We start from the raw sequence: 17,451 nt of genomic DNA on the forward strand, positions 1-17,451 counted from the left end.
TGTAAAGCTGAGCCAAGTATGCGTCCAGGCTTGACACTGTCAAGGCCGAAACTTGACACTGTCAAACAAACCCACCACAACGGGGCATGACCCACGAGATCCCGACCCGAGACGCGCTGATCGAGGCTGGCATCGCCCTTTTGGCCGAGGGTGGCCCCGAGGCCCTGACCCTGCGCCGTGCCGCCGCCCGTGCGGGCGTGTCCCATGCCGCGCCCGCCCATCATTTCAAGGGATTACGCGGCCTGCAGACCGCCATCGCCATCCGCGCCTTCGCCCGGTTCAACCGCGCGATGGAGACGCATCGCGACGCCGCCGCCGATACGCCCTTCGACCGCCTGGCGGGGATCTGCGATGGCTATCTGGCCTTTGTCGACGGCCAGTTGGGGCTGTTCCACCTGATGTTCACCGCCGCCGACGTGGACCGCGACGATCCGGAATTCTGCGTCGAATCAGACCGCGCCTACAGCATCCTGCGCGCAGGCTGCGCCCCCTTCACCGGCGGCGCCGACTTGGTCTTCGAAGGCGCGGTCTGGAGCGCGGTGCACGGCTACGCGACCCTCGGCTTCACCCAGAAACGCGGACAGGCCGGGGGCGAAAACCCGCCCCCGTTCCGTGATCTTCTGCGGCTGATCGTGCCGTCCTGACCAAACGAGGCTGATCGGACGAGGCTGATCGGACCGGCCAAGGCACACCGGAGCCGCGCGCCTCACTTCTTCCCGGTCAGCGCGAAATAGGCCCCTTGCGGGTCGATGCCCTGCAGAACCCACGCCCCGCCCGGCACCTCCATCGGTCCATTGACAATGCGCCCGCCCAGACCGGGGATCGCCGCCTGCGCCGCGTCGATGCTGTCCACGCGAAAATAGACACCCCAGAACGGCGGCATGTCGGGTTGCGGTTGCCCCATGATACCACCGGCATCGCCCGCCCCTGCCGCGAAAAGCTGATAGGTGCCCATCGCGCCGATATCCATCGCGTCGCCCAGCCCCCAGCCGAAATGCTTGCGGTAAAAGGCGACCGCCCCCTGCGGATCCGAGGTCATCAATTCATGCCACGCGCCATGCCCGGTCACCTCAGGCGCATAGGCGTCGCCGGTATCGCCCGGCAGCGGCTGCAGGATGCCGAAGACCGCGCCCTGCGGATCGGACAGGATGGCGAACCGTCCGGTCCCCGGCACATCCATTGGCGCGACGACCTGCCCGCCACCATCGGCCACCACGGCGGCAGCGGTGTCGTCGGCATTCTCGGTCGCGATGTAGAAACACCAATTGGGGGGAATCTCTGCGTCGTCCGGGGTCATCATCCCCGAGACATTCTTGTCACCGCATTTATTCAGGAAATAGCTCTGCGCGCCCATCGGCACCTCGGTCACTTCCCAGCCCAGAAGCGCGCCGTAAAACGCGCCCGAAGCCATGGGATCGGGGGTGGTCAATTCGTACCAGCAGGGCTGGCCTTGAACGGATCGGGTCATCGTCGCACTCCTCGGTTGGAAGATCTGCCGGGGCTGCGCCCGACTTAACGCCATCGACGCTGCGACAATCGCTTGCAAAAAGCAACCAAACAATTGTAGAGTGAAAGCTTCAGGAGACCCCATGTCGCGCAACGGCTATAACGAAGGCTGCCTTGCCGCCCACGCGCTCGACCTGATCGGCGACCGCTGGGCGCTTCTGGTGCTGCGCGAGCTGATGCTGGGACCCAAACGCTTCGGCCTGATCAAGGCGGGCCTGCCCGGGATCGCCACCAATATCCTGACCCGACGTCTCGAGGCGCTCGAAGCCTCGGGCCTGCTGCGCCACCACCGCCTGCCGCCCCCCGCCTCGGTCGCGGTCTATGAACTGACCGAAGCCGGACTTGCCACGCGCGACGTGATCGACGCGCTCTGCCGCTGGGGCGTGCAACAGCCGGGGCATGATCCGACGAAATTCATCTCGCCCACCGCCCTTATGCTGTCGATGCGGGTGATGGTGCGCCCAGATCGGGTCACCAGCCCCATAGAGGCCGGGTTCATCATGGGCGACGAGCGTTTCACCGCCCGGCTGGACATGACGGGCTTTACGCCCCGCCCCGCGCCGGGCGCCCTGCCCGCGCTCACCTTCTCCGGCAGCGGCAATACGCTCGCCATCGCGGTCTACGGACCTTCACCGGTGGCGCCGCTTGCAGCGGGCGGCGTGATCGGCCTTGCGGGCGATCCGGACACGGCGCAGCGTTTCGTCGATGCGTTTCGACTGGGCGCGTGATTTTCGCACCAGAATGGCGCCCATGCTCTTGCAGGCCCCGAAACCCGGTGCTAAACGGCGGCCATCGAGCGGGCGTAGCTCAGGGGTAGAGCATAACCTTGCCAAGGTTAGGGTCGTGAGTTCGAATCTCATCGCCCGCTCCAGAACAAAAGGCCGGATCCTTCGGGGTCCGGCCTTTTGCGTTGACCGCTGCGGTAACGCCGGACCGCCGCGCGCCGCAAGCGCGCTTGAGTCGCCCGAGACCTGCAGGGCAGCGCCCTGCCGGACGAGGGCGAAACCGCTCACCCGTTGCCCGCGACATGGCTTGGCGCGCCCCCTAACCCGAGAGAATGTCGAGCAGCGCGAACCCATCCGACAGATGCACCATCTCGGCCCGCGCGCCCTCGGCAATCACGCCGCGATCGCTCAGCCCCAAAAGCTCGGCCGGGCGCCGCGTCATCATCGCCAACGCCTCGGCGGCGTCGAGCCCGGCCTCGGCAATCATCCAGCGAAGCGCCTGCGGCATCGACACATCCGCCCCCGCCAGCGTGCCGTCCTCAAGCGTCAGCCGTCCCGCGCGGCGATGGATCGTGCGACCGCCCAGATCGAACGCCGTCAGATCCGTTCCCGCCACCGCCATCGCGTCGGTGACGGCGAAAACCCTCTCTCCCGCCTGCCGCGCCGCCAGCCGAAAGGGCGTGCGCGCGACATGGATGCCGTCGGGGATGATCCCCATGGCCACGCCACTGTCGAGCGCCGCCCCGACCAGACCGGGCGCGCGATGCGTGAGCGGCGACATGGCATTGAACAGATGCGTCACGCAGCACGCGCCCGCCGCAAACGCCGCGCGTGCCGTGTCCTCGCAACAATCGCTGTGCCCCAACGACACGACAATGCCCGACTCGGCCAGCGCCGCGATCTGTCCCGGCGTCGCGGCTTCGGGCGCCAGCGTGACCATCAGCGCGGGCAATGCGCGGGACGCGTCGAGCAACAGCGCCAGATCCCCATCGTCCATTCGCCGGATAAGCGCAGGATCATGCGCACCGTGGCGCTTCGGGTCGAGATGAGGACCTTCCAGATGCAGCCCGAGGAAACCGGGCAGACCCGCCTTCGCCGCACGGATCCCCGCCGCGATCACCGCTTGCGTAGTCGCGGGCGCGGCGGTGATCAGCGTCGGCAGAAGCCCGAGGGTTCCCAAGCCCCGATGCGCCGCGCAGATCCGGCGCAGCGCCTCGTCGGGATCGCCCTGCCCCAACAGCGACCCGCCCCCGCCATTGACCTGCAGATCGACGAAACCCGGCGCGACAATCCCGCCCCCCAGATCTGCGCCCTGCCCGTCATCCGCGCGCAGACCGGCGATGCGGCCGTGCTCGGCCACCACGGCCAGCCCGTCCCGCAGGCACCAGCCATCGAAGACACGCGCGCCGCGCCAGATCTGTTGCATGAAAGCTCCTGTCCTTGCGTCGCGCGGAGCTAACCATGAAATCGGCGCCTTGTCACAGAGGGCGCGCCCCGGCGAGGCACGCGCGCCGTGAGTATTTGAAGCAGAATGAAGGCGCCGATCTTTATCCGACTATTCGTAACCATGCGCGCCGCGCTGCTTCACTTTGCTTCAAATACTCAGCCGACCGCGAAGCCGGGCGCATGCCTTCAGACGGTGAGCCAGCGGCGCAGATCGGCGTCTTTCTCAACGATGTCGGTCTTGTCCCCTGCCATCACCGCCTCGCCGCGGTCGAGAACCACGAAGCGATCGGCAAGGGCGCTGGCGAAATCGAAATATTGTTCCACCAGCACCACCGCCATCCCGTATTGATCGCGCAGGTATTCGATGGCGCGGCCGATATCCTTGATGATCGACGGCTGGATGCCCTCGGTCGGCTCATCGAGGACCAGAAGACGCGGCTGCATGACCATCGCGCGGCCGATGGCGAGTTGCTGTTGCTGGCCGCCCGACAGGTCGCCGCCGCGGCGGTTCATCATCTGCAAAAGCACGGGGAAGAGTTCGAACACAGCGTCGGGCGTCTTTCGCTGGCCGCGCGGCAAGGTGGCGTAGGCGGCTTCGAGATTCTCACGCACGCTGAGCAGCGGGAAAATCTCGCGCCCCTGCGGGACATAGGCGATGCCGCGTTTGGCGCGTTCGGGCGGCGAGAGCCGGCCTATCGCCTCGCCCTTCCAGGTGATCGTGCCGCCCGAGGCCGGGTGCCGACCGACGATGGCGCGCATGAGCGAGGTCTTCCCCACTCCGTTGCGCCCGAGCACCGTGGTGATCTGGCCTTCCTCGGCGGTGAGCGAGATCCCCTTGAGCGCCTGCGCGGCGCCGTAATGCAGGGTCAGATCCTTGATTTCCAGCATGTCTCAGCGCCCCAGATAGACTTCGATGACATCGTCGCGCGCCGACACATGGTCGAGCGAGCCTTCGGCCAGCACCGAGCCCTGATGCAGCACCGTCACCCGGCAATCCAGCGCACGGACGAAATCCATGTCGTGTTCGACCACGATCACCGTGCGCTGCCCGGCGATGGATTTCAGCAGCTCGGCGGTTTCCATCGTTTCGGCATCGGTCATCCCCGCCGCCGGTTCGTCGACCAGCAGAAGGTCGGGTTCCTGTGCCAGCAGCATGCCGATTTCCAGCCATTGCTTCTGGCCGTGGCTGAGATTGGCGGCATCCTCGGCCCGCAGATGGGTCAGGCGGATCTGGTCGAGCAGCGCCGTCACCCGCGCCTCTTCGGCCTTGCCTGTGCGGTGGAACAGCGTGGCGAAGACCCCGCGCGGGGCTTTCAGGGCCAGACGGATGTTGTCTTCGACCGTATGGGTTTCGAACACCGTGGGCTTCTGGAATTTCCGCCCGATGCCGAGATTGGCGACCGAGGCCTCGTCCATCCGGGTCAGGTCGGTAGACATGTTCCACAAAACCTCGCCGCCATCGGGACGGGTTTTGCCGGTGATGATGTCCATCATCGTCGTCTTGCCCGCACCGTTGGGGCCGATCACCGCCCTGAGTTCGCCCTTGTCCACCGACAGGGTCAGGTTGTTGATCGCCTTGAAGCCGTCGAAGCTGCGATGCACGCCGTCGAGAAAGAGTTGCGCGCTCATGCCGGGGTCTCCGTATTGGGATCTGGCGCCGGTTTGCGGCGCAGCCGTAGCTTCTCGACAAGGCCCAGCAGGCCGTTGGGCATCCACAGCACCACGATGATGAAGAGCGCGCCCAGCGCAAAGAGCCACAGATCGGGGAAATTGGCGGTGAGCCAGCTTTCGACCGCCACCACGACCAGCGCCCCGATGGCTGCGCCGACCAGCGTGCCGCGTCCGCCCAGCGCCACCCAGACGACGATCTCGATGGAATTGGCGGGGGCGAATTCGCCGGGATTGATAATGCCGACCTGCGGCACATAGAGCGCCCCGGCGAGGCCCGCCATCATCGCCGAGACGGTGAAGACGAAGACCGAGTAGTTCTCGACCCGGTAGCCCATGAAGCGGGTGCGGCTTTCGGCGTCGCGCACGGCCACCAGCACCTTGCCCGCCTTGGACACGGTGATCGCCTTGGCGATCAGCAGACAGGCCGCCAGCGCGATGGCCGTCAGCACGAAAAGCGCGATGCGGGTCGAGGGGGCGGACAGCGAAAAGCCCAGCACGTCGCGGAAATCGGTCAGGCCGTTATTACCGCCAAAGCCCATCTCGTTGCGGAAAAAAGCCAGAAGCAGCGCGAAGGTCAGTGCCTGCGTGATGATCGACAGATAGACACCGGACACGCGCGAGCGGAAGGCGAACCAGCCAAAGACGAAGGCCAGCGCCCCGGGGACCAGCAGCGCCATCACGGCGGCGAAGGGGAACCAGTCGAAGCCGTACCAGAACCATGGCAGTTCGTTCCAACCTAGGAAGACCATGAAATCGGGCAGGTCCGGGTTGGCATAGACGCCGCGCGCGCCGATTTCGCGCATCAGGTGCATGCCGATGGCATAGCCCCCCAGCGCGAAGAAGGCGCCGTGGCCCAGCGACAGGATGCCCGCATAGCCCCAGCACAGATCGAGCGCGACGGCGAGGATCGCGTAGCACAGATACTTGCCCATCAGCGGGATCAGGTAGCTGGGGATCGACAGGGCCGAGCCCTGATCGAGTGTCGAGGCGATGGGCACCAGTACGGTGACGATGAAGAGCGCGGCCAGAAACAGGCCCATGCGCAGGTCGATGAGTTTGCTCATGGTGTCAGCCCTCGGCGGCGCGGCCGCGTTGCGGGAACAGACCGCGCGGACGTTTCTGGATGAAGAGAATGATGAAGATCAGGATCAGGATCTTGCCCAGAACGGCGCCAGCCCAGGGTTCGAGGAACTTGTTGGCCACGCCGAGGCTCATCGCCGCAGCCAGCGTGCCCCAGAGGTTTCCCACCCCGCCGAACACCACGACAAGGAAGCTGTCGATGATGTAGCTCTGCCCGAGATTGGGCGACACGTTGTCGATCTGGCTCAGCGCCACGCCTGCAAGCCCGGCGATGCCCGCGCCCAGACCGAAGGTCAGCGCGTCGACACGGCCGGTGCGGATGCCCAGATTGGCGGCCATGGCGCGGTTTTGCGTGACCGCGCGCATCTGCAAGCCCATGGCCGAATAGCGCATCGTCAGAAGCAGGCCGAAGAACACGGTAAGCGAGAAGATGACGATCGCCACGCGCGGCCATGTCACCGTCATCTCGCCCAGCTGAAAGGCGCCTGACATCCAGTCGGGGGTGCCGACCTCGCGGTTGGTGGGGCCGAAGACCGAGCGCACCGCCTGCTGCAGGATCAGGCTGACGCCCCAAGTCGCCAGCAGGGTTTCCAGCGGGCGGCCATAGAGATGGCGCACGATGCCGCGTTCGATGGCGACACCGACGGCGCCGACGAAGAGAAAGGCGAGCGGTACGGCGATAGCCAGAGACCAGCCGAAATACTCGGGCGCGTGGGTGCGGATCGTCTCTTGCACCAGAAAGGTCGTATAGGCGCCCAGCATCACCAGCTCGCCATGGGCAAGGTTGATCACGCCCATCACGCCGAAGGTGATCGCAAGCCCGATCGCGGCCAGCAGCAGCACCGATCCCAGCGACAGGCCGAACCACAGGTTCTGCGCCTGCCCCCACAAGGCCTGACGGCGTTCGGCGGCTTCGATGGCATCGGCGACGGCGGCGGCCAGCGCGGGATCCTCGGCGGCGCGGTAGGCGTTGAGGGTCGATTGCACGGTCAGTGCCGAGGCGCCCGAGATCACCGCAACCGCGTCGAGCTTGGTGTCGGTATCGGCATCCGAGGCAAGGATTGTCGCGGCATGAGCCAGCGTCTGCGCTTCACGGATATAGTCCAGTTCCTCGGCCTGCATCGCGGCGTCGAGTGCGTCGAGCTGCTCAACGGCGGGGCTGCGCAGGGCAGCTTCGGCGGCGGCGAGACGGCGCGCGGGATCGGGGTCGCGCAGGGTCATCACGCCCATCGCCGTACGGATCGTCCGGCGCAGGCTGTTGTTGACGCGGATACGCTCAGTCGCGCGGCGGCCCAGCTCGCCCAGATCTTCGCCGGTCAGCGCATCGGTGCCGGTGGGCGCGCGGCGGGTGCCGCCGACGATGACGATCCGGCCATCGGAATTGCGTTGCTCAAGCTCGCCTTCGAGCAAAGCCTCGAGCACCGCAAGCGCGCGGGGATCGCCGGTAGCGGCGATCTCGGCCACCACGGCGGCGCGGTCGTCATAGCTGCCAGCGGGCAGCTGGGTGACCAGTTCTTCAAGGGTTTGGGCAGAGGCTGCGAGGGGCGTGAGCATCGCCAGGCACAGCGCCACGAGACGCAGGAATGGGCGCAAAAGCATGAAGTCCCCGGAATTCGGTGCGGCGGCGTGCGATCGGGCGACGGCGCGGGCACCTGGTCTGTCTGGGCCGGGCACCCGGTCCGGGCGCGCCGACACGAAGTCTGGGCGGAGGCGCCGGGCGGATCATCCGCGCGGCGCGGTTTCGGGCTCTGGGCTGAAAAAGCCGGGGAAGGCGCACGAACCTCCCCCGGTCACAGGGAGTTATTCAGCCGCTTCCGAGCCGCCGCAGGTGCCGGTCTCGGTGTTGAAGTTGCCGCAAGACAGCGGCGCGCGCCAATCCGAGATGAGCGGCGCGGAATCTTCCACGAAGTCCGACCATTCATCGCCCAGCACGAGGCCCGAGGTTTCCCACACGACGTCGAACTGGCCGTCATCCTGAATCTCGCCGATCAGCACGGGCTTGGTGATGTGGTGGTTCGCCCCCATCGAGCTGATGCCGCCCGTCAGGTTCGGAACCGCAACGCCGACCATCGCGTCGATGACGGCGTCCGCATCGGTGGTGCCGGCGGCCTCGACGGCGTCGACCCACATGTTGAAGCCGATGTAATGGGCTTCCATCGGGTCGTTGGTCACGCGGCTGTCGTCGCCGATATAGGCGTGCCACGCATCGATGAAGTCGAGGTTTTCATCGGTATCGACCGACATGAAGTAGTTCCACGCGGCGAGGTGGCCGACCAGCGGGCCGGTATCGATGCCCGCGAGTTCCTCTTCACCCACCGAGAAGGCGATGACAGGGATATCCTCGGCCGAGATGCCCTGCGCGGCCAGCTCGTTGTAGAACGGTACGTTGGCGTCGCCGTTGATGGTCGAGACCACGGCGGCGGGACGTCCGGTCGAGCCGAAGTCGCGGATTTCCGAAACGATGGTCTGCCAGTCGGAATGGCCGAACGGGGTGTAGTTGATGATGATGTCTTCCGCCGCCACGCCCTGCGCCATCAGATAGGCTTCGAGGATCTGGTTCGTGGTGCGCGGATAGACGTAGTCGGTGCCCGCGAGGTAGAAACGCTCGACCCCGTTCTCAAGCAGGTAATCGACGGCGGGGATCGCCTGCTGGTTCGGCGCAGCGCCGGTATAGAAGACGTTGCGCTGCGATTCCTGCCCTTCGTACTGGACCGGGTAGAACAGGATCGAGTTCAGCTCTTCGAAGACCGGCAGCACGGATTTGCGCGACACCGAGGTCCAGCAGCCGAACACCGCCGCGACGCCGTCACCCTCGATCAGCTCGCGCGCCAGTTCGGCAAAGCGCGGCCAGTCCGAGGCCGGATCGACGACCACGGCTTCCAGCGGACGGCCCAGCACGCCGCCTTCCTCGTTCTGTTGCTCGATGAGCATCAACATGACATCGCGCAGCGTGGTTTCCGAAATGGCCATCGTCCCCGACAGCGAATGCAGGATCCCGACGCGGATCGGATCTTCCTGAGCGGCAGCTCCGGTGGCGACACCCGCGCACAATGCGGTGGTAAGCAGCAACTTTTTCATAAGTCCCCAGTCCTGTTGTGTTTTTTACCATTGTTGCCCGTTTGCGGCCGACGGCCTGCCCGGGACGAATACGTTGGCCGGACGGCGCACCGCCCTGCGCAACGCTAGGGTCCGGTGCGGTCGGATGAGGCGAAATTACGGTCGCTTTCGGCACCCGAAGCCGGGTTTGCCCAATCCTTGGGCGGCGCAGGCCTTACGTCGCGGCAATTCTGGGCGCGCAAACCATGCTGTGACGCGGAATTGTTCGACCTGACGCATTGATGTCTTGCAGAATCATGTTCACCCGCGCCGCGCCGACCTTGCCGCCGGGCGCGATTTCCCCCACCGTGCGGCCAGATCCAGACAACGCCCGGATGTGCCGCGATTCATGGCCGACGCCTTTACCTTCCTTCACTCAGCCGACCTGCATCTGGGCCGACGCTTCGGCAATCTGCCCGAGGATCTGCGCGGGCGCCTGATCGAGGCCCGCCACCAGATCATCGCCCGTCTTGCGCAGGCGGCGCGCGATCACGGCGCGGGCCACATCCTGCTGGCGGGCGACACGTTCGACACCGAAACACCGGCGGAAACGACGCTCAGGCAGGCGCTGCATCAGGTGGCCGACGATCCGGCGCTGACATGGTGGCTGTTGCCCGGGAACCACGATTCCCTCGGGGCCGAGGCGCTTTGGGACTCGCTGGCACGGCAGGCGCCGGACAATCTGCGGCTGCTGACGCGCGAGGCGCCCGAGGCGATCGCGCCCGGAGTCACGCTGCTGCCCGCGCCGCTGCCCCGCCGCCATGCCGGGCGCGACCTGACCGCATGGATGGCCGATGCCGCGACGCCCGAGGGCGATCTGCGGCTGGGTCTGGCGCATGGCGGCATCCAGAGCTTTTCCGAAGATACCCGCGACGAGGGCATCATCCCGCCCGATCGCGCGCAAAGTGCGGGCCTTGCCTATCTGGCCCTTGGTGACTGGCACGGGCAGAAACAGGTCGGCCCCCGCACCGCCTATAGCGGCACCCCGGAATTCGAGGAATTCCGCCATACCGGCCGCGGCGCCTGTCTGGTCGTCACGCTGACGGGCGACGCGCCGGTACTGAAGCCGGTCGAGACGGGTGCGTTCCACTGGGCCGAGGCCCCGCTCGATCTGGTGCCGGGACAGGATGCGCCCGCGGCTCTGGACGCGCTGCTGCCACCACCGGGCGCCGCGCGGCGCGATCACCTGTTGCGCATCGCCGCGCGTGGCCGGGCGACCTTGGAGACCCAGCAGGCCCTGCGCTCCGCCGCGCGTCAGGCCGAACCCGATTTTGCGCATTTCCGGCTGGATACCGCGATGCTGGATACCGAGATTACCGAGGCCGATCTCGACCAGCTCGACCATGGCGGCGCGCTCAGGGCCGCAGCCGACCGGTTGGCCGGGCAAGCCAGCGACACCGCGCTGGCCGAAGCCGAGCGGCGGATCGCGTCGGGGGCGCTCAACCGGCTCTATTCCTATCTGGCGGACGAGACATGAAGATCCGCGCGGTCACACTCAACGATGTGCGCCAGTTCAGCCGCCCGGTGCGAGTGAGCGGCATCGGCGACGGCGTCAACGTGCTGTCGGCGCCCAATGAAACCGGCAAATCCACGCTGTTCGACGCGATCCAATACGCGCTGTTCGTCAAGCATACCTCCAAACCCAGTGCGAACAAATTCACCCTGACCCCAAATATCGGCGGCAATCCCGAAGTGACGCTGGAAATCGAGCAGGACGGCGCGCGGCTGGAGATCCGCAAGCGCTGGGGTCGGCAGGCCCATGCCGAGGTCTGGCGCAACGGCGCGCTGGTGGCCAAGGCCGACGAGGCCGAAGCGATGATCGCCGCCCTGACCACGCCACCGGAAAAGGGCGGGCCGACGGGTTTGCTGTGGGTGCGGCAGGGGCTGACCGAATTCGCCGAAAAAGACGCGCTGGAGAAATCCTCGCGCGCCAATCTGTTGTCTTCGGTAACCGACGAGATCGAGACGATGACCGGCGGCAAGCGGATGGACCGGGCGCTGGCGCGCGCGCGCGAAGACCGCGACCGGCTGGTGACAACGCGCGGAGCCAAGGCAGGCGGACCGCTGGACGCGGCCGAGAAGGACGTCACGGCGCTGTCGTCGGAAGCCGAAGAGCTGTCCGCGCGCGCCGCAAGGCTGCGCGAGGCGCTGGAGACGCGGCGGGTCAAGCGCCGCTCGCTTGGCGCGCTGACCGAGCCGGACGAGGTCGCGCTGCGCAGCACCCGGTTGCAACAGGCGCAGGCCGCGTTCGACGCCGCCGACCGCCACGCCGCACAATTGCAGATGACCGAGCAGCGCTTGCAGAACGCGGCGCTGACCCATCGGACGCTCGACGACCAGCGCACCAGCCGCGACCGGACCCAAGCGCAGGTCGCGCAACTGGCCCGCGCGCTGGACGACGCCACCCAGCGGGCCGAATCCGCGCAGGCCAAGGCCGACGAAACCGAGGCCGCGCTGACCAAGGCGGGCGACGCGGAACAGGCCGCCCGTGCGGCCCTGCAACAGGCCGAGGCGCAAGTTCAGGTCGCGCAGGACACACTGATCTGGCAGGAAAACGACAAGCGCCGCGCCGCGTTGCAGGCGGATCTGGCGCAGGCCGAGGCGCTTGCAAAGACCCTGCCCGACCTGCGCAAGGCGGCGGAAACCGGCCCCGATGCGGCGCAGCTCGATGCGATCGACAAGGCTGCGCGCGAGCTGGCCGTGGCGCAGGATCTGGCCGAGGCCGCGGCGCCGCGCATCGCTTTCGACGCCGAACCCGGCGCGCCCGATTTGCATCTCGACGGCACGCCGCTGGGGCGCGAGCCGCGCAGCGTGGCGCGCGACAGCACGCTCGATCTGCCGGGGCTGGGACGGCTCAGGATCCTGCCCGCCTCGGGCGATCTGGACACGCGGGCGGCGCGGGCGCGCGACGCGCTGGCCTCGGCTCTGACGCGCGCGGGCGCAACCGCGGCCGACGGCGCGCGGGCAGCGGCGCGCGCACGGATCGAGGCCGGGCAATCGCTGCGCGCCGCGACCGAAGACCTGCGCCGCCTCGCCCCGGAGGGGATCGACGCGCTCAGAGCCGAGATCGCGCGCCTTGCCCCCACCGGCAACACGCCGACCGATGCCCCGTCTCTGCCCGACGCGCAAACCGCGCGCGAGACGGCGCGCAAGGCCGAGGCCGACGCGCAGATCGTCACCTCGGGCGCACGGACCGTACGCGACCATGCGCGCGAGGCCGCGATTGGCGCGCGGCATGATCGCGACGCGCTGGCCCGGCGGCTTGAGGAAGCGCGCGCGCATCTGGCCGGGCTGCCTGACAGCGCCGGTATGGCCGAAGCGCTGGCGGCCGCGCAGACCGAGTTGACCGAGGCGGAGAGCGCCCGCGACGCGCTGCGCGCGGCGGCGCCCGACCTGGACGCAAGCCGCGCCGCGCTGACCCGCGCGCAATCGGTCATGCGCGGCGCCGAGGACGAAGCGAACGCGTTGCAGCGCGACCTTGCCGCGCTCGATGCCACCGTGGCCACGCTGTCGGGCGAAGGGATCGAAGAAACGCTGGCCGACACGCAGTTGCGGCTGGCCCGGGCCGAGCGACGGCGCGACGCGCTGCGCCACGAGGTTGACGTGCTGAACGCGCTGATCGAGGCGCTGGAAGCGGCGCAATCTTCGGCCCGCGACCGGTATTTCGAGCCGGTTCTGGCCGAACTCAGGCCGATGCTGCGCCTTCTGTGGCCCGGCGCCGAGCTGCGCTTCGACGGCGACAGTTTGCTGCCGGTCGAGCTGATCCGGGACGGCCACACCGAGGCCATCGGCACGCTGTCGGGCGGCACGCGCGAGCAGATTTCGCTGCTGGTACGGCTGGCCTTTGCGCGGCTTCTGGCGCGGCAGGGTCAGCACGCGCCGGTGATTCTGGACGATGCTCTGGTCTTCACCGATGACGAGCGGATGGAGGCGATGTTCGACGCCCTGCACGCGCAGTCGGGCGACCTGCAGATCCTTGTGCTGAGCTGCCGCAACCGCGCGCTGCGGCAACTGGGCGGCACCAAGCTGGCTTTCGAAGACCTGCCAAACCCCGGCTAAACCCTTTTCTGCACTGCAGAAAATCACGTCACGCTTGACAGGTAGCGCTTTCTTGTCAGAGTTAATCAGGCGATTAATTAACGATTGCTTCGAGGGAGGAGAGCCCCGTGTCGAAATCCGCGACCCAGCGGTCCGAGCGCGCATTCGAGCGTGGCGAGGCGCAGGAGGCGATCCTCGACGCGGCCGAGATCGCCTTTGCCGCGAGCGGCTTTCACGGCGCCACGACCCGCGCCATAGCCGAGGGCGCGGGCGCGAATGCCGCGCTGATCCATTACTATTTCGGCTCGAAGGAAGCGCTGTTCGAAGCGGTGATCGCCCGGCGCTCGGGCGCGATCAACCAAGAGCGCCGCGACCGGCTGGCGGCGCTGCACAAGGCGGGGGCGGTCACGCTGGAAGCCGTGATCGACGCGCTGTTGCGTCCGACGGTCACGCTGGGCCACGATTCGGCGCGCGGCGGGGCGCATTTCACGCGGCTCCTGAGCCATGTGGCCTCGGGGACGGATGAGCGCTCGGTCCGTATCACCAGCACCTATTACGATGCCATTGCGCGCGTCTTCATCGACGAATTGATGGCCACGGCGCCGGGACTCGACCGGGCGGCGGCGGTGCGCGGCTACCTGAACGCGGTCGCCATCGGCATCTCGCTGATGGCGCCGACCGGGCGGCGGCAGATGCTGTCGGACGGCGTGCTGCGCGAAGAGGATGTCGATGCCATGCTCGACGCGGCGGTACGTTTCATCGCGGTCGGGATCCGGGCGCTGGCGCGCCCGTCCGGCTGAGACCCGCAAGAGGAATACCAAACGCCATCCCCCGAAGAGACGGGCATGGCGCATCAGAGGAGGAGAGAGACGATGACACGGACAATCAGACGCCTGATGGCAGGCACGGCCCTGGCAGGGGCCATCGGCGGCGCGCTTGCGGCGCCCGCGATGGCCGAGACGATCCCGATCACGGTGGTCAACGGCCACCCGCCGATCTTCCTGTGGGTCAAGCACCTGTCCGAGACCTTCATCCCCGCCGTCGACGCGGCGCTCGAAGGGACCGATTACAGCATCGACTGGACCGAGGCCTATGGCGGCTCGCTCGCGGCGGTGGGCGGCGAGCTGGACGCGATCGAGGACGGGCTGGCCGAGATCGCGGTGATCCCCACGGTCTTCATGCCCAACAAGCTGATGCTGCAGAACGTCACCTACAACACACCCTTCGGCCCGGCCGAGGCGCAGCAGGTTATGGACGCGATGGAGACACTCTACGCGCAGATCCCCGGCATGTCGGAAAGCTGGAACGCCTATGACGCCGAGTATCTGGGCGGCGGTTTCGCGCTGGACAATTACCTGCTGATGACCAACTTCCCCGTCACCTCGATCGACGATCTGGAAGGCCATCGCATCGCCGCGCCGGGACCGGCGGTGAACTGGCTGGAAGGCACGGGCGCGGTGGGCGTCGCGGGCAACCTGACGACCTATTACAACGATCTGCAGACCGGGGTCTTTGACGGCGTCATCGTCTTCCCGACCGCCGCCGCTCCGGCCCGCCTGCACGAAGTCGCGCCCTATGTCACCGTGACCAATTTCGGCGCACAATCGGCGGGCGGTGTCGTCGCCTCGCAAAGCTGGCTGGAAAGCCAGCCACAAGAGGTGCAGGACGCGCTGCGCGCGGGCGCCACGGCGTTCCAGGAGGCCTATATCGCCGAGCAGGCCGAGCGGGTCGCGGCGGCGATGGCGACCATTGCCCCCGATGAAGAGCACCTGCACACGCTCGCGCCCGAAGAGCGCGCCCGCTGGGCCGCCGCGCTGCCGGATATCGCCGGCACCTGGGCCGCGGCGGCGGACGAGATGGGCCTTCCGGGGACCGAAGTGCTGACCACCTATGTCGAGACGCTGCAGGCGGCGGGCGCCGATCTGGGCCGCGACTGGTCGCAGCGCTGAGTTGACCGATAGCGGGGGCCGTGTTCCGGCCCCCGTCCCTTTCTTCCGACCCGAGACCACCGGAGCATTCATGGCCTCGCTCGCTACCCTGACCACGGGCATCGCCCCGCTCGACGCTTTCGCGCGGCTCGTCGACCGCGTGACCGCGCTGCTGTCCGCGCTTGGCACGGCGCTGATCCTCGGCGTCATGCTGCTGATCTCGGTCGATGTGATCGGACGTTTCTTCTTCGGCGCGCCGATCGCCGGCGTGCCCGAGATGGTGGCGATGTCGATCCTTGCCATCGTCTTCTTGCAGGTCGCCAACACCACCGCGCGCGGCAAGCTGACCCGGTCGGACGCGGCGCTGAGCTTCCTGAGCCGCCGCAGCGCGCGGCTGGGGGATGCGGCGGATGCGATCCTGCATCTGGCGGGCGCGGTGCTGATGGGGGCATTGCTGTCGGCCTTCTGGCCGCAATTTCAACGCTCCTATGGGCGCGGCGACATGGTTGGCACGGTCGGCCAGTTCCGCGCGCCGATCTGGCCGGTCCATGGCATCGTCGTGGTCGGCGCGGCGCTGATGGTGCTGGTCTTCGCGCTGATGGCGCTGATGCTGGCGATCCGCGCGATCCGGGGGGCGCGGACATGAGCGGCGTCGAGATCGGGCTGTGGTCGCTCGTGGGCATTCTGGGCCTGATCTGGCTGGGAATGCATGTGTCGATCGCGCTGGCGCTGACCTCGTTCGTGGGGATCTGGGCGCTCAGGGACAATCCGCAATACGCCTCGCGGATGCTGGCGCTGGCGACGCGGGAATCGATCAGTTCCTACCTATTCGGCGTGGTGCCGCTGTTCGTGCTGATGGGACTGGTCGTCAGCCGCGCCGATATCGGGCGCGATACGTTCGACGTCGCCAACCGCGCGCTGGGGCGGCTGAAGGGCGGGCTGGGCATGGCGACCGTCGGCGCCAACGCGATCTTCGCGGCGATCACCGGGATTTCCATCGCTTCGGCTGCAGTCTTCACCAAGGTAGCGGTGCCCGAAATGATGCGCATCGGCCATACGGCGAAGTTTGCCACGGGCGTTGTGGCGGGGTCGTCGGTGCTGGGCATGCTGATCCCTCCCTCGCTGCTGCTGATCCTTTACGGCATCATCGCCGAGCAATCGGTGGGCTTTCTGTTCGTCGCGGGGATCGGGCCGGGGCTGGTGCTGACCCTTGCCTATATCGTCGGCATCGCGCTGTTGGTGCGCTTCGCGCCCGGCTTCACCGGCGTGCCCCAACCCGCGCCAGCCGCAAGCCATGAAGGCTCGCTCGCCGTCGACACCCTGACCAAGCTCGCGCCGATTGCGGCGCTTATCGCGCTGGTGCTGGGCGGGATCTATGGCGGCGTCTTCACCCCGACCGAGGCCGGGGCCATCGGCGCGCTCGGTGCGATCGTCATCGCCGGGATCAAGCGGCGGATCGGACCGCGCGTGCTTTGGCAGGTGACGCTGGAAACCGGGCATATCACCGCCTCGATCTGCTTTCTGATCGTCGCCGCAACGATGTATTCGCGCTTCCTGTCGCTGTCGGGCCTGCCCGCCTTCGTCACCGAATGGGCCATTGCACAGGATCTGGGGCCGACGGGCTTCGTGCTGCTCTTCTGCGCGATCCTGATCGTGCTGGGCACGATTCTGGACAGCTCGTCCATCCTGCTGATCACCCTGCCGCTGGTCCTGCCCATCGCCACGGCGATGCAGATCGACCTGATCTGGTTCGGCATCGTCACCGTTCTGGCGGTCGAGATCGGGCTGTTGACGCCCCCGCTCGGCCTGTCGGTCTATGTCATCAAGGGCGCGCTGGACGATCCCGCGATTTCGCTGGGCGATGTGTTTCGCGGTGCCCTTCCCTTCGCGGCCATCATGCTGTTCGTGCTGCTGCTGCTCGTCTTCTTTCCCGTCATCTCGACGGGCCTGCTCTGAAAGGA

General features: G+C 67.4%; 15 protein-coding genes and 1 tRNA gene. 9 read left to right on the forward strand and 7 right to left on the reverse strand.

Annotation, left to right across the window (positions count from 1 at the left end; genetic code table 11):
* Positions 1-86 precede the first annotated feature (86 nt).
* Positions 87-644 carry a TetR/AcrR family transcriptional regulator gene (locus JI664_RS00575; protein WP_207011761.1) on the forward strand — a complete coding sequence of 186 codons (558 nt, stop codon included), beginning with the start codon at positions 87-89 and terminating at the stop codon, positions 642-644.
* 62 nt (positions 645-706) lie between these two features.
* Here the strand turns inward: JI664_RS00575 and JI664_RS00580 are convergent, their stop codons facing one another.
* Positions 707-1,468, reverse strand: a complete 762-nt coding sequence (locus JI664_RS00580; protein ID WP_207011762.1) for a VOC family protein — start codon at positions 1,466-1,468, stop codon at positions 707-709.
* Positions 1,469-1,589: 121 nt separating this feature from the next.
* Between JI664_RS00580 and JI664_RS00585 the strand changes: the two genes are divergently transcribed.
* Together JI664_RS00585 and JI664_RS00590 are read left to right on the forward strand one after the other, a co-directional pair.
* Positions 1,590-2,234 carry a winged helix-turn-helix transcriptional regulator gene (locus JI664_RS00585; protein ID WP_207011763.1) on the forward strand — a complete coding sequence of 215 codons (645 nt, stop codon included), beginning with the start codon at positions 1,590-1,592 and terminating at the stop codon, positions 2,232-2,234.
* 68 nt (positions 2,235-2,302) lie between these two features.
* Positions 2,303-2,377 (forward strand) — tRNA-Gly (locus JI664_RS00590).
* A 173-nt stretch (positions 2,378-2,550) separates the two neighbouring features.
* Here JI664_RS00590 and nagA read toward each other — a convergent pair.
* The 6 genes from nagA to urtA form a co-directional block, all read right to left on the reverse strand.
* Positions 2,551-3,657 carry an N-acetylglucosamine-6-phosphate deacetylase gene (nagA, locus tag JI664_RS00595; RefSeq protein ID WP_207011764.1) on the reverse strand — a complete coding sequence of 369 codons (1,107 nt, stop codon included), beginning with the start codon at positions 3,655-3,657 and terminating at the stop codon, positions 2,551-2,553.
* A 206-nt stretch (positions 3,658-3,863) separates the two neighbouring features.
* Positions 3,864-4,565: an urea ABC transporter ATP-binding subunit UrtE gene (gene urtE, locus JI664_RS00600; RefSeq protein WP_207011765.1), complete on the reverse strand. Its 702-nt coding sequence runs from the start codon at positions 4,563-4,565 to the stop codon at positions 3,864-3,866.
* Between the two features lie 3 nt (positions 4,566-4,568).
* The gene (gene urtD, locus JI664_RS00605) at positions 4,569-5,306 is read right to left on the reverse strand and encodes an urea ABC transporter ATP-binding protein UrtD (protein WP_207011766.1); all 738 of its coding nucleotides are present in this window, start codon (positions 5,304-5,306) and stop codon (positions 4,569-4,571) included.
* Positions 5,303-6,412, reverse strand: coding sequence for an urea ABC transporter permease subunit UrtC (gene urtC / locus JI664_RS00610; protein WP_207011767.1), 1,110 nt, complete (start codon positions 6,410-6,412; stop codon positions 5,303-5,305). Before urtC ends, urtD begins: the two co-directional genes overlap by 4 nt.
* Positions 6,413-6,416: 4 nt before the next feature.
* Positions 6,417-8,027 carry an urea ABC transporter permease subunit UrtB gene (urtB, locus tag JI664_RS00615; RefSeq protein ID WP_207011768.1) on the reverse strand — a complete coding sequence of 537 codons (1,611 nt, stop codon included), beginning with the start codon at positions 8,025-8,027 and terminating at the stop codon, positions 6,417-6,419.
* Between the two features lie 201 nt (positions 8,028-8,228).
* Positions 8,229-9,506, reverse strand: a complete 1,278-nt coding sequence (gene urtA, locus JI664_RS00620; RefSeq protein WP_207011769.1) for an urea ABC transporter substrate-binding protein — start codon at positions 9,504-9,506, stop codon at positions 8,229-8,231.
* A gap of 367 nt (positions 9,507-9,873) precedes the next feature.
* Between urtA and JI664_RS00625 the strand changes: the two genes are divergently transcribed.
* The 6 genes from JI664_RS00625 (at position 9,874) to JI664_RS00650 (ending at position 17,446) form a co-directional block, all read left to right on the forward strand.
* Positions 9,874-11,001 carry a metallophosphoesterase family protein gene (locus JI664_RS00625; protein WP_207011770.1) on the forward strand — a complete coding sequence of 376 codons (1,128 nt, stop codon included), beginning with the start codon at positions 9,874-9,876 and terminating at the stop codon, positions 10,999-11,001.
* Positions 10,998-13,583: an AAA family ATPase gene (locus JI664_RS00630; RefSeq protein WP_207011771.1), complete on the forward strand. Its 2,586-nt coding sequence runs from the start codon at positions 10,998-11,000 to the stop codon at positions 13,581-13,583. The genes JI664_RS00625 and JI664_RS00630 overlap by 4 nt, the downstream gene beginning before the upstream one ends.
* A 107-nt stretch (positions 13,584-13,690) precedes the next feature.
* Positions 13,691-14,362 (forward strand): TetR/AcrR family transcriptional regulator, encoded by a 672-nt coding sequence (locus JI664_RS24135; protein WP_207011772.1) that lies wholly within the window; start codon positions 13,691-13,693, stop codon positions 14,360-14,362.
* Positions 14,363-14,434: 72 nt separating this feature from the next.
* Positions 14,435-15,511 (forward strand): C4-dicarboxylate TRAP transporter substrate-binding protein, encoded by a 1,077-nt coding sequence (locus tag JI664_RS00640; RefSeq protein WP_207011773.1) that lies wholly within the window; start codon positions 14,435-14,437, stop codon positions 15,509-15,511.
* A 70-nt stretch (positions 15,512-15,581) separates the two neighbouring features.
* The gene (locus JI664_RS00645) at positions 15,582-16,136 is read left to right on the forward strand and encodes a TRAP transporter small permease subunit (RefSeq protein ID WP_207011774.1); all 555 of its coding nucleotides are present in this window, start codon (positions 15,582-15,584) and stop codon (positions 16,134-16,136) included.
* Positions 16,133-17,446, forward strand: a complete 1,314-nt coding sequence (locus tag JI664_RS00650; protein ID WP_207011775.1) for a TRAP transporter large permease — start codon at positions 16,133-16,135, stop codon at positions 17,444-17,446. The genes JI664_RS00645 and JI664_RS00650 overlap by 4 nt, the downstream gene beginning before the upstream one ends.
* Positions 17,447-17,451 lie beyond the last annotated feature (5 nt).

Source organism: Rhodobacter sp. NTK016B (genome assembly GCF_017303295.1).
Taxonomy (GTDB): Bacteria; Pseudomonadota; Alphaproteobacteria; order Rhodobacterales; family Rhodobacteraceae; genus Pararhodobacter.